Annotated in this window: 14 protein-coding genes; 3 read left to right on the plus strand and 11 right to left on the minus strand. The window is 48.4% G+C overall.

The genetic code is table 11. From position 1 onward, the window contains the following. Nucleotides 1–35 precede the first annotated feature (35 nt). Nucleotides 36–425: a YchJ family protein gene (locus ACJJIY_RS19530; protein ID WP_444916108.1), complete on the plus strand. Its 390-nt coding sequence runs from the start codon at nucleotides 36–38 to the stop codon at nucleotides 423–425. Between the two features lie 21 nt (nucleotides 426–446). Here ACJJIY_RS19530 and ACJJIY_RS19535 read toward each other — a convergent pair whose 3' ends face one another. Both ACJJIY_RS19535 and ACJJIY_RS19540 read right to left on the minus strand, forming a co-directional pair. Next, complete coding sequence (locus ACJJIY_RS19535; protein WP_413665191.1) at nucleotides 447–635, minus strand: hypothetical protein; 189 nt, start codon at nucleotides 633–635, stop codon at nucleotides 447–449. 79 nt (nucleotides 636–714) lie between these two features. After that, nucleotides 715–1,923, minus strand: a complete 1,209-nt coding sequence (locus tag ACJJIY_RS19540; RefSeq protein WP_445358658.1) for an RtcB family protein — start codon at nucleotides 1,921–1,923, stop codon at nucleotides 715–717. A 390-nt stretch (nucleotides 1,924–2,313) separates the two neighbouring features. On the opposite strand from ACJJIY_RS19540, the gene ACJJIY_RS19545 reads away from it, so the two are divergent. Further along, nucleotides 2,314–3,084 carry a pseudouridine synthase gene (locus ACJJIY_RS19545; RefSeq protein WP_445358659.1) on the plus strand — a complete coding sequence of 257 codons (771 nt, stop codon included), beginning with the start codon at nucleotides 2,314–2,316 and terminating at the stop codon, nucleotides 3,082–3,084. A 43-nt stretch (nucleotides 3,085–3,127) separates the two neighbouring features. On the opposite strand, the gene ACJJIY_RS19550 is transcribed toward ACJJIY_RS19545, so the two are convergent. The 7 genes from ACJJIY_RS19550 to ACJJIY_RS19580 all read right to left on the minus strand — a co-directional run bounded on the left by ACJJIY_RS19550 (nucleotide 3,128) and on the right by ACJJIY_RS19580 (nucleotide 11,584). After that, nucleotides 3,128–4,426 carry a polysaccharide lyase gene (locus tag ACJJIY_RS19550; protein ID WP_445358660.1) on the minus strand — a complete coding sequence of 433 codons (1,299 nt, stop codon included), beginning with the start codon at nucleotides 4,424–4,426 and terminating at the stop codon, nucleotides 3,128–3,130. A 255-nt stretch (nucleotides 4,427–4,681) separates the two neighbouring features. Further along, entirely contained in the window at nucleotides 4,682–5,944 is a 1,263-nt protein-coding gene (locus ACJJIY_RS19555; protein WP_445358661.1) for a patatin-like phospholipase family protein, read from the minus strand. A gap of 159 nt (nucleotides 5,945–6,103) precedes the next feature. Then, a complete protein-coding gene (locus ACJJIY_RS19560; RefSeq protein WP_444905755.1) occupies nucleotides 6,104–7,117 on the minus strand; it encodes a YhdH/YhfP family quinone oxidoreductase in 1,014 nt (337 codons plus the stop codon). Between the two features lie 40 nt (nucleotides 7,118–7,157). Next, nucleotides 7,158–8,303 (minus strand): protease SohB, encoded by a 1,146-nt coding sequence (gene sohB, locus ACJJIY_RS19565; protein ID WP_445358662.1) that lies wholly within the window; start codon nucleotides 8,301–8,303, stop codon nucleotides 7,158–7,160. Between the two features lie 48 nt (nucleotides 8,304–8,351). After that, nucleotides 8,352–9,002 (minus strand): cation/multidrug efflux pump, encoded by a 651-nt coding sequence (locus ACJJIY_RS19570; RefSeq protein ID WP_413665185.1) that lies wholly within the window; start codon nucleotides 9,000–9,002, stop codon nucleotides 8,352–8,354. A 45-nt stretch (nucleotides 9,003–9,047) separates the two neighbouring features. Further along, nucleotides 9,048–9,863, minus strand: a complete 816-nt coding sequence (gene nudC / locus ACJJIY_RS19575) for an NAD(+) diphosphatase (protein ID WP_445358663.1) — start codon at nucleotides 9,861–9,863, stop codon at nucleotides 9,048–9,050. Between the two features lie 14 nt (nucleotides 9,864–9,877). Beyond that, complete coding sequence (locus tag ACJJIY_RS19580) at nucleotides 9,878–11,584, minus strand: FimL-related protein (protein WP_444905760.1); 1,707 nt, start codon at nucleotides 11,582–11,584, stop codon at nucleotides 9,878–9,880. Between the two features lie 381 nt (nucleotides 11,585–11,965). Between ACJJIY_RS19580 and nhaB the strand changes: the two genes are divergently transcribed. Continuing rightward, nucleotides 11,966–13,501 (plus strand): sodium/proton antiporter NhaB, encoded by a 1,536-nt coding sequence (nhaB, locus tag ACJJIY_RS19585; protein WP_444908425.1) that lies wholly within the window; start codon nucleotides 11,966–11,968, stop codon nucleotides 13,499–13,501. Nucleotides 13,502–13,617: 116 nt separating this feature from the next. Here the strand turns inward: nhaB and dnaQ are convergent, their stop codons facing one another. Both dnaQ and rnhA read right to left on the minus strand, forming a co-directional pair. Next, nucleotides 13,618–14,343: a DNA polymerase III subunit epsilon gene (gene dnaQ / locus ACJJIY_RS19590; RefSeq protein ID WP_282933422.1), complete on the minus strand. Its 726-nt coding sequence runs from the start codon at nucleotides 14,341–14,343 to the stop codon at nucleotides 13,618–13,620. Nucleotides 14,344–14,357: 14 nt separating this feature from the next. Further along, nucleotides 14,358–14,795, minus strand: coding sequence for a ribonuclease HI (gene rnhA / locus ACJJIY_RS19595; RefSeq protein ID WP_413665181.1), 438 nt, complete (start codon nucleotides 14,793–14,795; stop codon nucleotides 14,358–14,360). Between the last annotated feature and the right edge of the window lie 8 nt (nucleotides 14,796–14,803).

Raw genomic sequence — 14,803 nt, forward strand, 5'->3', positions numbered from 1 at the left:
ACGAGAGCGTTAAGTTCACGCTGGAGAGATGATTTATGACGGATCGGTACTGCCCCTGTGGATCGGGCAAGCCCCTTGATAACTGCTGCGGACTCTATTTGTCGGGAAAGGCTTACCCCAATAATGCAGAAGCGGTTATGCGCAGTCGCTATACGGCCTTTGCAACCGGAAATTTTCGGTACCTGAAAAAAACCTGGCATCCCGACACCTGCCCAGAACTGCAAGCTGAGGATATTGAAACCCAGTGGACACGATTGGAAGTTATTAAGAGTAAGGCGGGACTAAAAAAGTCGATTGTGGAATTTAAGGCTTGGTATACAGAAAATGACCAAGAACACCTGATTCACGAAATTTCACTATTTAAGTTATTTAAGAAGCGCTGGGTATATTTGGAAGCTCTACCCAACTGGCCTGATGGGAAATAGGCTAGCAGAGAACACGGCTAACTAAAGAGGCGATATCAACGAAAAAATAGCAGCAAAAGCCTGGGGGCGGGAGTCGCACTCCCGCACCTCTTTACGCAGCTTCTGCTTGCTAGCGAAACGACCCGAAGATTTTGCCTTTACGTGGGCACCGCCCTTTCTCATTAGCGGATTACGCGCAACGTAACTACGAATTTTTTCTTTCTTTTTCATAAAACTTCACCTTTTACTTTTAGTAGATCCACTCTTCCAAATATCTTCTCACTCAAAACTTGTATTGATACCTCCTTATTTACCCCTTGATACAAATTACCTGGCGTAGCGTGTGCACCACTTCCACAAGATCGGACTGGTTCTCCATCACCCGATCAATATCCTTATAAGCAGCAGGAATCTCATCCAGAACGCCCTTATCTTTACGGCATTGCACACCTCGGGTCTGATCTTCCAAGTCCTTTCTGGTAAAACGCTGGCGAGCCGCTGTACGACTCATTTTTCGACCAGCTCCGTGGGCGCAGGAACAAAAAGATTCCTTATTGCCAAGCCCACGCACGATAAATGACTTAGCCCCCATAGAGCCGGGAATAATTCCCAGTTGATCTCTCTGAGCACTAATAGCCCCTTTGCGAGTCACGAATACATCTCTATCAAAATGGCGCTCGCGAACAACATAATTATGGTGACAGTTAATTGCCTCTGTGGTCAGAGTAAACTTTGGTAAGCTGACCTTCAGGCATCCAAGCACAAGCTTCATCATTTCCTGCCTGTTCCAGCGAGCATATTCCTGCGCCCAATTAACCGCTTCAATATAATCGTCAAAATTCTGGCAGCCTTCTGAGAAATAGGCCAGATCCTTATCAGGAAGATTGTGCATATGCCCAGCCATATCCCGACGGGCCAGCTGGATAAAATGCTGACCAATAGCATTGCCAATCCCTCGACTCCCTGAATGCAACATCACCCAGACAGCACCACTCTCATCAATACAAATTTCGATAAAGTGATTGCCACCCCCCAATGTACCCATTTGGGTCACCCAGGTTTTTTGTGGCTGATGCAGTTTCTTCAGTAGCCCTGGATGCTTTGAAAACAATCTATCCACACCGGGAGCTAAAAGTTTGCAGGCAGATTCCCTGGCGCTGATCAGTTTATGTCTTCCCTGACCAACCGGCACTTTCACCTCAATGGCGTCCCGCAGTGCTTTCAGATTGTCTGGCAGCTGATGGGCATGTAGCGAAGTTCGCACCGCATTCATTCCACAACCGATGTCCACCCCAACGGCAGCAGGAATTATCGCACTTACCGTTGGGATCACCGACCCTACCGTTGCCCCCTTTCCCAAATGCACATCCGGCATAGCAGCAACATGGGAGTGCATAATAGGAAGCTGGGCAATATTCTTTAACTGTTGCATTGCCTGGGGCTCGATATCATCGGTATAGATTTTTACCGGTACGGTGCCAGGCGGTGCATTTCGATTTAACACTGTTTTTACAGGCATATTTTATCCCTGGATTAATCCACTTAACTGAAACAGCAATCCAAGCTAAAACAAAAAAGCCCCGGCATTTGCCAGGGCTTTTGGAAGGTCTGGCTTGGAAAGCAATATCACTTTCCAAGCTCAAGTGCGTGAAAAGCGATTAAACAAATAAACTCTTAATATCTACATTTCGCATTTCACGGCTCCTTAGTGGTGCGATCCACTTCAAAAATACTGCCAATTAGAATGCCAACCTTGAAACTAGATCAGCAATGGAATTTAGGTGCAGTTTATTCTCATTTGGTACCATGTCAAGCCTGTTTTTTGTCTATCGATAAAAATTCTACCCTGAATTCACTAACCAACTTTTACTTTTCAACATAGCTTGAGGGCTCGCTATGCCATAAAATCGTGTTACCGAAATTACAGTCCAGTCGCCACACCCCCAAAATGACCACTCAAGAACCTACCATTCTCTTTGAAGACGACTACTTACTTGCCGCTTATAAACCAGAGGGGTGGCTTGTTCACAGATCAGAAATAGACCGCCATGAAAAGCGTGTACTTTTGCAATATTTGAGGGACCTATGTGGCAGCTTTCTTTATCCAATACATCGACTGGATAAGCCTACCTCCGGTGTTATTATTTTTGCCAAAATCAGTGAGATTGCTGCGCAGGTACAGCAGCAGCTGGAAAGTGATTTATCATCAAAAAAATATATTGCTGTATGCAGAGGGTATAGCCCGGAAGAAGGTGTCATTGACTATGCCCTCCCCCCCGTTGCCGACTTCAAACACCAGAGGAAGCGACCAAAAACGGATCTGCCACGTCAGCAGGCTGTTACATTGTACCGACGCTTGGAGACTATTGAGCTACCTTATGAGGTTGACCGCTACCCGACCAGCCGGTATTCCCTAGTAGAAATCCAATTGAAAACAGGGCGGCGCCATCAAATAAGAAGGCATTTCAAGCATATCCACCACCCTCTAATTGGCTGCCCGAAATATGGAAAGTCAACCCATAATCGTTTCTTTGCCAACAGGCTCGAGTGCTCTCGACTGCTTTTGCATGCATCTGAACTCAAGCTTGAACATCCGGTGAGCGGTTCTCAGCTGAAAATACAATGCGAAATACAGGGAAGTTTCTTGCAATTAATTCAGCGATTTAAATGGCAACCTTAAATTATAAAGCCCCTGAGTTACTCAGACCCCCTCAAGCCAAGCCTTACATAGTGCATGGGGCGGTTTGCCCAGGATAAGAGCACAATGGCGCTGAATTAATAATTTCCGATGTGCAACAGGCTGAGCTTCCGCCATTTAATTGGCCGCATCCAGGGCCGCCACAGGCCCCACACGAGCTGGAACAGCAAGCTCCCGACCCATTGTATATTCCAGCTTTCTCATTTTCGCATTCAGCCCCCTTAAGGCCATATATCTTTCTCCCTTGCTTCACTGAAATATTGTCAAAGTAGGCATAGACTTTTTTGGAGGGTGACCACAAAGCTGAACTACCGCCATGAAAAGTACTGAACTGAAATTTATCAATAGCTACCCTATCACTACCAGTCAGCCGTAACCCTTGTTCCTCTACAATTTTTTTGCCATTTATAAATAGCTCGATATATCCGTCAGCATTATTTGCACCGCTATTTAATTGCACAAACAACTCAATCCGATACCAGGTATCCCGCTCAAATCTAAAGCTGTCATTCCCTTGATACCCATCTCCACACCGAGCGACTCTATCCTGATGATAGGTATAGAGCCCGACCCTACCCTCCGCACCAAACTTAACCCGCACACTCCAACTCTTCGGATCGATAGGTACGCATCCTGAAGCCTGCCCCCCACCAGCAAGGCCGTGTAGCTTACCTCCCTTAACAAACTCGAAGTTCCGATGAAACTTCACATCGTAAGCGAGAGTTGCCGATGAAACAGATTTGGCTAACTGGGTCGATGTACTAATTCTCTCCGAACCCTTCTCATAAGGAATATACTGAGCTTCCAGTGCATACCCATTACCGGGCATTGGAATTAAATTTAAATGCTGATCATCAAACGTAGCCAGTGGTTGCAAATCAAAAGTTCTTCGCAACAAGGTAATATCGGTATATTTCATGTAGGGGATCCCAACCCGATATCTACCAGAATTTGAGATTGCACTGAATCTGCCTTGATTTGATGAAAACCCGTATACATAGATCTTCTTTCTTACAAATTTTTTCATTTCCTCATAATTCAAATAGAACTTGAATCCATGGGGAACGCCCTGGGTATCACATATATTGGCAATTCCTTTTGACGACGCCTGATCAGCTCTGGAAATTTTTAATGGAAACCCGCTTCTCCTATCGCTACCTAGATAAAGACCAACAGAAACTGACTTGAATACTCCTTTCTGACAAGCCCACCCAGAAACAACCAAGCCTCCCCCTAAATATTCAACCCGATCAACCCTACCGATCATCTGGGCGAAATCCTGATTACCTGTACTAAATGAAAAAAGAGTCACGAGTAAAAACACAGAAAACATCTTGAATAATACCCGACAGCATTGACATCACTATTAAATATAGAAGCTACTTGTTCGGATGAGTGAGAGCACACACAGTCCGAGACAACCATAAGAAAGCGCGAAAATAAATGCTAAAGGCTTCCGCCGTCTTGGCGGAACAATATTGAATTTAAGGGCGTTTAACGCCCTTTAGAAACTTCATGCAAAAATATTCACTGAGATGAAAGGCGGTAGTCACGCCAATGAGGGGCACAGAAACTAAAGTTAGTGTTCAGAATTACCGTGAGAAGCCTCTTCTTGAGATTTACTGCGAATCCCAAATAGCCCCTTGCGCTCAGTTATACCCTCCGGCTCCGGCTGCAGAAAACTGCGCAATTTATCTTTTTCCCACATGGCATCCTGATAGCCGAGATCGATAAGTTCTTCGATATATGGTCTTTCAAATAATAGATAACTGGCTGCAGAAACACCGCCACCGGGATTGGTCGCACCCGTAGAGCGGAATAACCAGCGTAGCGCCGAGGGGAGGTGACCAAGTTTTCTGCCACTAAGACGCCCTAAACTCTGCGAGGGCTCAATAACAACCGACTCTACCGAACGCAACAATTTCAAATCCGAATGATCTGTTGGATCCACATAGTCAAGTAACATATTTACTCGATCCAGATGCTCCAAGTCTGCCTCCAAGCTATCGATAAATGCGGCATTGAATAACTGAGCAGCTATTTGCGCCATCGAAGGGGACTCCATCTGCGCAGGACTGTTGCGACTCCCCCAATGGGCTGGAGAACGGTTGTCCGACACACCCACCACAAAGACACGCTTGGCACCGAGATGCAGTGCCGGACTAATCGGGGCCATCAGACGAATGGCACCATCGCAAAAATAAACTCCATCCAATTTGACCGCCGGGAAAATGGCAGGAATTGCTGCTGACGCCAACAGGTGGTCCGAGGTTAATTGAGTGGGCACTCCAAAGCGACGAAACCGCTGCCATCCTTTAACATTCTCCGCCCCCTGAAAAAAGCTGACGGACTGCCCTTCACTATAAGAAAGCGCATTAACACTTGTGGCATGCAAATGCCCAGCCGAAATATTTTTTTGAATATTGTCAAAGTTTATCTCGCGCTCAACCAAGCTGCGCAGCGGACTGTTATCCAGGAGTGCCAAAGGTTTTTGTCTACCCACACCTTGGTTCAAGAGCGAACGACTGATAGAAAACAGGTTTCCAAGTAAACTACGCCAACTGGTGCGATAAACCTGCTCAACACTAAGCTGCAACCAAACAGAGCACATTCTGTCGACAGCTTCTTTAAAGGTACCTGTATGAGAGGCGAGAAGCATCGCGTTCATAGCTCCTGCAGAGGTGCCGCAGATTATTTGAAAGGGCCGAGGATTATCTTCTGGAACCAGTTCCGCAAGCGCCCTTAAAACGCCCGCTTGATAGGCAGCACGCGCCCCCCCCCCAGAGAGAACCAGAGCATTACGCTGGCCAGGTTTGTTACTTTCACTGTTACTTGTCGACAAAGTTTTCTTCCAATACAACAAGCCCGCAAACAACAGAGTCCGCTTAAAGGCTATTGAGAAAAAAGCCCATATACAACTCAGATTCAGAGTTGCCGGGGATATTTGGTAAGATAAATAGAATCTTTTAAGTGTACTTATTATTCTAAATCGATAGATCTATTAGAGAGCCATATCTACAACGTAACGACCTATTCCATGCCCTCTATTTAAGCGCGCAAGAAACTCTGGAGCTTGATCAAGGCTAATATTCTCTGCAATACTGTCGAGCTTATCGCCGATATACCACTCACTGGCCAACCGCTTCCATACTTCTGCCTTCTTTTCTATTGGCAAAACAGCGCTATCCACACCCAACAAACTAATACCGCGCAAGATAAATGGAAATACATTGGCGTGAAATTGAGCACCTGAAGCCATACCACAAGCAGCCACTCCGCCGCCGTAGCGCAGGGATTTAATGACATTAAAAAGCGTTTCCCCGCCCACAGTATCTACAGCCCAAGCCCACAATGGCTTGGCCATCGCTTTATTGGCAAAAGGGGCCAGCGTATCCCGGTCGAGAACCTTCCATGCGCCCAATCTCGCCAAATAATCAGCAGACTCCAACTTTCCCGTCACTGCTGCGACACGAAAGCCTAGCTTCGCCAGCAAGGCGACGGCAACAGAGCCGACGCCCCCGGTTGAACCTGTTACCAGAATCTCTCCATCCTCAGGAGATGCGCCGGACTCCAGGAGCTTTTCCACACAAAGCGCGGCGGTAAAACCCGCCGTACCCAGTGCCATAGACTCCCAAGCTGTTAGGCCCTCGGGGACTGGCAAGGCCCATTGCGGAGGAACGGCAATACGCTCTGCAAGTCCACCAGAAGTATTCATGCCCAAATCGTAGCCATTGACCAATAATTCGGCACCCGGTTGAAACGTCTTGCTCCGATCGAACAGCACTTTGCCCACCGCATCAATACCCGGGGTATGGGGGTAGGCATTAGTAATCCCACGATTGCCAAACGCAGATAAAGAATCTTTGAAATTCAAGGATGAATAACTTACGGCCAACAGCAAGGGGTTATCGGGAAGCTCAGAAAGCTGACGCTCAACAACAGACTGGTCAAATTTTCCCGAAGCTACTTCGGCAACCTGAATTGCCCGAAATTTTTCATCCCTATCTATTTCCATGGGGTATATCCCGCAGCACTATCAACCTGTAACGTTACAACTATTGCGCCTGATGACGCAGAGCTGCCAGCCGTGAAAAGAGACGAGTGACCGCCGATTCCACACCGGCTTCTGCCGCCAGCCCTATTTTCTTAGCTATATTTTTCCGTTCTTTGAATTCCACCTGATATAAGTCGCAGTCCTTAGCACAACTGGTCAAGTACTCATCTGACGTTTTCAGCTCATCGACCAGTCCCAAGGATAGGGCTTTTTGCCCGAACCAAACCTCGCCCGTGGCAACTTTGTCGACGTCGAGTTTTTGACGGTACTCCCCGACAAAGTGCTGAAACAGAATATGGATCTCATCTAAATCTTCTTGGAACTTCTGTTTACCTTCCTCAGTATTTTCACCAAACATGGTCACAGTGCGCTTGTACTGGCCCGCAGTAAACAGTTCGTAATCGATATCATTGCGCTTCAGCAGGCGGTTAAAATTCGGCATCTGAGCTAAAACACCAATAGAACCCAACATCGCAAAGGGTGCTGCCAGGATACGGTCTGCAACACAGGCCATCATATAGCCCCCACTGGCAGCCACTTTATCGACCGCAATAGTCAAATGGATACCTGCACTGCGAATCCTGGTTAACTGGCTGGCGGCCAAACCATAGTTCGCCACCATGCCCCCAGGGCTTTCAAGACAAAGGAGAACTTCATCTCCGGACTCTGCCACTTGAAGAATGGCCGTCACCTCTTCACGCAAATGGGAAAGCGCACTCGCTTTGATATCCCCATTAAATTGCATAACAAAGACACGCTTGCGCTCGGAGACCAACTCCCCTTTTATACCCTTGGACTCATGCTCTCCTTCCTCTTTAGCAACGTCGGAAGAAGTAGCAGCACTTTTTTCAGGCTGCTTTTTGCTCTCAGCTTTATGTTTTTTAGCCAGGGCTTTTTCCTGAGTCTTCTTTTCTTTCGCCATTTGCTTTTTACGACGGGCGAATTCGTGCTTATCCATCACAGCTTCAAGCAGTGTTTCTTTAAACTGCTCATAGCGATCATTCAAATGTGTAACTGTGATATGCCCCTGAACACGCTCTTTCAGCTGCTCTCGATTTGCAAAAATAAAACCTATCAACACCATTAAGGCCACGACAACCGTAACAATTTTGGCTAGAAAAAGGCCGTATTCAATTAAAAATTCCACTTAGACTCCATTTTCCGTCTTAACTAATTTTTATTTAGCTTCAGTATTTTACTGCCAACCTTCCAAGGCGGAAGTTGCTCGCTGATTAAGGGGGCGAGCCAACAAACCGCTGTGGCTAATACGCACCTCGTAAACCGCACCGTCCTCCATAGGTAGAAATGTGGCACTGCCATATACCGCATCAACAAAGGGCAACTTGCGATCAACACCGCGTACAAACTGCCAGACATCCACGCCATAGTTCGCCCCCTCTATTTCATGGACAGAACGCTCGCGAGCTCGCTCATCCTGTAGCGTGAGATAGCGACCACTCAACCTGTCCAGACGATAAGCAGGCTTAATTCCCCAGCGGGCTAATGGACCCTGCCACTTGAGCATTCGGGCATCCAACTGCCACTGATCCCCAAGCAATTCAAACTTTTGCGCTATACCATCCGCATCAGAAAACTTGACTTCAAATTGCTGCTCGGCAATTTTACGAAACGAAACAATACCAACACTGTGCTCTTCAGCCAGGTTTCTATAGCTGTAAACATCTGCAGCAATCAGAACAATCCAAAGGGCAGTTGCAAAAAGAAAAAGACCGGCGGAGCCACGTATAAACCCCAGGAACCAATTTCCTGATAGCAGGACTCGCGCCCCCCAAAACACAAACAACAACGCCAGGATGGCAATAATAAAGGTAATCGCTATATACATTATGATTTCTACTCCCTGATACTGCGCAACATCTTTAAACCAACCTTACGGGCGGTTCTTCGCTGCAGCCTTTTCGACAAAAGTGTGGATCAAGCGGCCGGACAGGGTTTGTATGGGCGGTATAGCTGGCAATGAACTGTAGTGGAACCAGTTTGCCTCTTCTATCTCATTGGGGTCCAAGCACAATCCCCCACCTTGCCACTCCGCCAAATACCCGATCATCAACTGCCCGGGAAAAGGCCAGGATTGGCTCCCCACATACTCCAGGGCACCCACTTTGAGCCCCACTTCCTCATAGACTTCACGCACCAGCGCTTGTTCTGCACTCTCACCGGGCTCTATAAACCCAGCGAGGGCCGTATAAGTTGCATTTCGACGCGAGGCATGACGAGCTAAGAGACACTCATCTCCCCGTGTAACAAGCATAATTACACAGGGGGAGATTCTGGGGTAGACAGTAAGATCACAAGCCGGGCAGGTGCGAGCGCGATCATTAGAGTGATAGATGGTGGGAGTGCCACAACGACCGCAAAATCGATGTTGGCTATCCCAATGGGAAATCTGTAGCGCCCGCCCAGCCAATGCAAACATCGGCTCCTCAACCAAAGTCAGCAGGCTGCGCAGGTTTCGCCATTCATAGCCGGCAATTTCAACCTGGCGAGACAAAACGTGGACACCACACGCCCGCCCACTTAGCTCTCCCAAATAGTGGCTGGATTGAACAGCCTCTGCTACCAATACCTGGGCGTCGTGGAGGAAAAAATCTCCTCGGCAGAGAATCAGCCCATCAGCAATCAGGATATGCTGGGAAAATTCCGGTACTGCCCACACATTACCTGCTGGGACAAACGTATCTACCAAGGAGACCTCCTTAATTATGCGGCCTCAACGGGATAACCCAGAGCAGTCAAGCTTTCGATAGCGAGACTGAGGGATTGAATATCTGCTTGCCTATGCAGCTTTACCTCTCCCAGGTAGTACTCAAGGCTGATAATCGCATCGGCAAAAATATGTAAAGATTGCTCTACTTCAGGGCCGGCATCATGACGGTCGATAACAGTTTCAACAAAGTTCAGCAAACCTTCAACTACGGCCGCCGCTCTACTTAAGTTGAGAACGATCAAGCCTCCGCGCACTGAGTTCAAAGTAGTGGAAACATTGCGAATATGGCCATGATCAAAGTCGGACTCTGCATAGGCCGCCAGTGCTCTCTTAATCAACGCCAAACCGGCTTCAGCCTCTTTAAGTACAGCCACTTCCGCTTCCGCCAGCTGGCTGTGCTCAAAGGCAATATCCGCATGACCGTATTCATCCAGATCAATAGAAGTACTCTGCTTGAGCGCTCTTACCGTGCTATCGACCATCAACACCTGGCCTGTCAGTTTTTGCAGTGCGCTGTCCGCTATGGATCCGCCCGCGCCGGAGGCACTCTGGTATTCCGCAACCGCGCTGCGCAGACTCTCTCCAACCCGCTTAAAATTGAGCATCTGCAAGGTACCGGCCACTCTCTGTAGAGAAGAAGCGAGGCCATCTTCTGCATCCAAGGTAGTAGTACCAATTAACTCAGCGTCATCCAACATCCGGCGCACACCGGACAACTCCTCCTCTAAGGCGTTAGCAACTGCGGTAATTGCCGTGGCGCCGGGGCCTCCAAGGGTGGCTCGCTCCCGCTCTAATTCCTCTTCGCTGTAATCAAGAGGCTCTGCGGAGAAGGCCTCCAGCAACTTGCCACCAAAGCCCTCGGGCTTGGAAAGAGTCAGCCAATAGAGGCACTCTTTCAGCAAAATCGGTGGCGCAGGCTGATCTAAAGCTGTATCACACTCTTTTTGCAAAGCTCGTAGCCAGCGATCAAACATACTGAAAACCATCACTCGGGATCGGCTGATGCGCATTTCCTGGGAGGCCATGCCTGCAAGTGCCGCCCCTGCTACCACCCATAAACGCCCGTTTGGGCGCCCCATGGTGATGCTTGCGATTCTCTCAAGGGCGCGAGACATCATCGTGTACGCTGGGCCCCGAGGTTTACCTCGCAACAGAGCCAACAAACCAACCTGGTACATATGGCGGAATCGGCGAACAAAACTATTCAAGTCTTCCGACATTACCGCAGAAGCCCCGGCACCAGGCACAGCCCCCTCCAAATTACAACGGAAAAAATGACTTTCCGGCACAGGGGGCTGAGACCGGGCCGCACGCAAATTATTGATATAGGGAATCAGCAATTCTGGACGGGCAATGGCACGACTTTGGACAAAATCCAAGTAGCGTCCCATTACGTAAAAACCTGTACCCAGCGCTTCCATCAATTCTTCTGAGGCGCTCTGTCTCTCCTCCAACACCTCTGTAAGCGCTTTGATTTTCTCTTGGGCGAGGAGCTCAGCTGCCTGGAGCTGCACCATCTGCAATACTCCACTGACCTGCCTGAGTGCAGCCAAACTCTGTTCGAGAGCCTGCTTTTGGGAAGTATCCGCGGCAAATTTATCCAAGTGTGAGGCGGCATTATCGATGGTAGCTACCAGCTCATCCTTCACTACATTGACAGAAGTGATATTGATCTTGCGCAATTCAGTCTTTGGCTGCACCGCTGCATTCTTCCTATAATCGAACAAAAAACAACCAGATCCGGATGATTCTGGCCTCATTAAGGGCAATTTACCCCAATAAATAAAAGAGTCCACCTTTCGCCAAACAATTTCCACCGAATAATCGACAAATAACCTAGCGGCGGGGCTGAAGCCCCTAAATTACTTGAATTTTCCAGAAAACCCAGTAGCGTTTGCTACTTTCAAGTTTAAAGCTGTACGTTTTTTTGTGTTAAAGAACAAAAACCAATCAATCTGTGCACAATAAACCCGGGGAAGCACGCAGCGATAATTGAGCTCAGGTATCTATTTCGCATACACCGCCAATTCCCAAAGATTCCATTTTGACCCACACCAATGGGTTAACCAAGGAAGTAAATGATGAACACTTACAACAACACCATTGCGGCATCCGGCGGCGGATTTGGTCGCGCCTTTGCCGAAAATTTTCTCGGCGAAGCGCCTGATTGGTACAAATTGACCATAGCCGCCTTTTTGCTTCTCAACCCATTAATACTGTATGTATCGGGGCCTTTTGTAACAGGCTGGGTCCTTATTGGTGAATTCATTTTTACCCTGGCGATGGCCCTGAAGTGTTACCCACTTCAACCCGGCGGACTACTCGCAATTGAAGCCGTATTGATGGGTATGACAAGCACCGATGCCGTCTACCACGAGGTAGTTGAGAATATCGAAGTTATTCTGCTGCTAATGTTTATGGTGGCCGGCATTTACTTCATGAAGAGCCTGCTTCTATTTGTATTCACTAAAATTTTGATTAATGTGAATTCAAAATCTCTGCTGTCACTACTTTTCTGTGCTGTATCTGCAGTACTGTCAGCATTCTTAGATGCCTTGACCGTAACTGCTGTTCTGATTGCGGTTGCCGTAGGCTTTTACTCAGTCTATCACCGGGTCGCCTCCCAGCAGCCACACCACCACAACGACCATGACCACTCCAACGATGAGCATGTCGTGGAGTATCACCGCGAAGACTTGGATCAGTTTCGAGCCTACCTTCGCAGCCTGATCATGCATGGCGCCGTAGGCACTGCTCTCGGTGGTGTTTGCACCTTGGTTGGAGAACCGCAAAACCTGCTGATCGCTGAGAAAGCCGGGTGGGAATTTGTACAGTTTTTCCTGCAGATGGCCCCAGTAACCATTCCAACATTCTTTGCCGGCCTAGCTACTTGTTTCTTTTTGGAGAAAATTAAAATGTTTGGCTATGGAGCCCAGCTCCCTAGCGCCGTACGTGAGGTACTGGTTAATTTTTCCAAAGAGGAAGAAAAGAAGCGCACCTCGGCGCAGGTTGCCGAGCTGTGGATTCAGGGCATTGTCGCTGTGGTTCTGGTTTTTGCCCTGGCATTTCATGTTGCCGAAGTCGGTATCATTGGCCTGATGATTATTGTACTTCTGACCTCGTTTAACGGCGTTGTTCAAGAAGCTAGAATCGGCCACGCGTTTGAAGAGGCGCTGCCATTTACTGCACTGCTCGTGGTTTTCTTTGCAATTGTTGCAGTGATTCACCAGCAGCACCTATTCGAGCCTGTAACCAACTTCGTTCTCGCACAAAAGCCCGAACAGCAGCCAGGATTGCTATTCATGGCAAACGGTATTTTATCGATGATTAGCGACAATGTTTTTGTGGCAACGGTTTACATTAACGAAGTTAAGGCTGCCCTCACCGCAGGTGATATTACCCGAGAACATTTTGACAAGCTGGCCATTGCCATCAATACCGGAACCAACCTACCCAGCGTTGCCACTCCCAATGGACAAGCTGCATTTTTGTTCCTGCTGACATCGGCCCTGGCACCTCTCATACGCCTATCTTATGGCCGCATGGTGATCATGGCTCTGCCCTACACCATCGTACTGAGTATTGTTGCTTTGATTTGCGTGGTCTACGCGATCTAAAGAGAACTTGTATAAGAGACTATCTGGATGGGTGGGGATTGATAATTCCCACCCGCTCAGAAAAAGAAAAGCGCAATAAACATCAAGGTTAAAGAGAACACCTCTTCATTGATGTGCTACCAGAAGTGTTTGCCCGCTGATTTCTCCAGCAAACCTAGCATCGATTGATGCGCTTCAGCTTCCTGTGGCGTAGCACGCGCTACTAGCAGGGGCGCGCGATCTGCCGATAGGCGACGAATGGCTTCACCCGCCACATCATTTTCCGCCTTCTTACCTTCCTCCCCTTCCGAGGAATCACCCTGTGCCAACACCAAATCGGTTTGGCCACCGGTCATCATCAGGTAGACGTCGGCAAGAATCTCCGCATCCAGTAATGCGCCGTGCAAATCCCGCTGGGAGTTATCGACAAAGTAGCGCTTACAAAGGGCGTCCAGATTGTTTTTCTGCCCGGGGTGCTTTTCCCGGGCCATTGTCAGGGTATCCAAAACCCCACAATGCGCATTGACATTGCGCCAGCGCGGATTACCCAGCAGCCTCAGCTCAGCATCAATAAAACCGACATCGAAAGGCGCGTTGTGAATAACCAGCTCTGCACCTTCACAGAAGGTCATAAATTCATCGGCGATCTGAGCGAATACGGGTTTGTCCGCCAGGAATTCATTAGTAATTCCATGGACCTCAATAGCCCCATCTTCCACTTGTCTCTGCGGGTTGATGTACTGGTGATAGTGACGGCCAGTCAACTTTCGGTTAACCAGCTCTACGCAACCAATTTCAATAATACGATGGCCGCTTTTGGGATCGAGACCTGTTGTCTCTGTATCGAGAACCACTTGACGCATATGCAATATTCCCCTCAGGACTCCAGCTCATCGACGCCGCGATTTGCCAACTGATCGGCCCGCTCATTGCCCGGGTGGCCGGCATGACCTTTAACCCAGTGCCACTCCACATCATGCTGGGAGACGCTCTCATCCAACTGCCGCCATAGGTCTGCATTTTTGACAGGCTTCTTACTCGCCGTTTTCCAACCGTTCTTTTTCCAGTTGTTAATCCAGCCGGTAATGCCCTGGCGCAGGTACTGTGAGTCAGTATGTAAATCAACTTTGCACGGCTGTTTAAGAGCCTCCAGAGCTTTGATTGCAGCTAACAATTCCATGCGATTATTGGTGGTATGCGCCTCCCCACCAAACAACTCTTTCTCCCGCTCACCGTACACCAACAGGGCACCCCAACCGCCGGGGCCAGGATTACCGCGACAAGCGCCATCTGTATAGATAGTAATTTGTTTCAAAACTTACG

The sequence above is a fragment of the Microbulbifer maximicatervae (SeqCode) genome, from assembly GCF_052468155.1.

What these genes read in the sequence shown, in the direction of transcription:
- ACJJIY_RS19570 (WP_413665185.1), bottom strand. Translation starts at nt 9,002, where the DNA reads ATGTATATAGCGATTACCTTTATTATTGCCATCCTGGCGTTGTTGTTT.
- nhaB (WP_444908425.1), top strand. Translation starts at nt 11,966, where the DNA reads ATGAACACTTACAACAACACCATTGCGGCATCCGGCGGCGGATTTGGT.
- ACJJIY_RS19530 (WP_444916108.1), top strand. Translation starts at nt 36, where the DNA reads ATGACGGATCGGTACTGCCCCTGTGGATCGGGCAAGCCCCTTGATAAC.
- ACJJIY_RS19535 (WP_413665191.1), bottom strand. Translation starts at nt 635, where the DNA reads ATGAAAAAGAAAGAAAAAATTCGTAGTTACGTTGCGCGTAATCCGCTA.
- ACJJIY_RS19540 (WP_445358658.1), bottom strand. Translation starts at nt 1,923, where the DNA reads ATGCCTGTAAAAACAGTGTTAAATCGAAATGCACCGCCTGGCACCGTA.
- dnaQ (WP_282933422.1), bottom strand. Translation starts at nt 14,343, where the DNA reads ATGCGTCAAGTGGTTCTCGATACAGAGACAACAGGTCTCGATCCCAAA.
- ACJJIY_RS19560 (WP_444905755.1), bottom strand. Translation starts at nt 7,117, where the DNA reads ATGGAAATAGATAGGGATGAAAAATTTCGGGCAATTCAGGTTGCCGAA.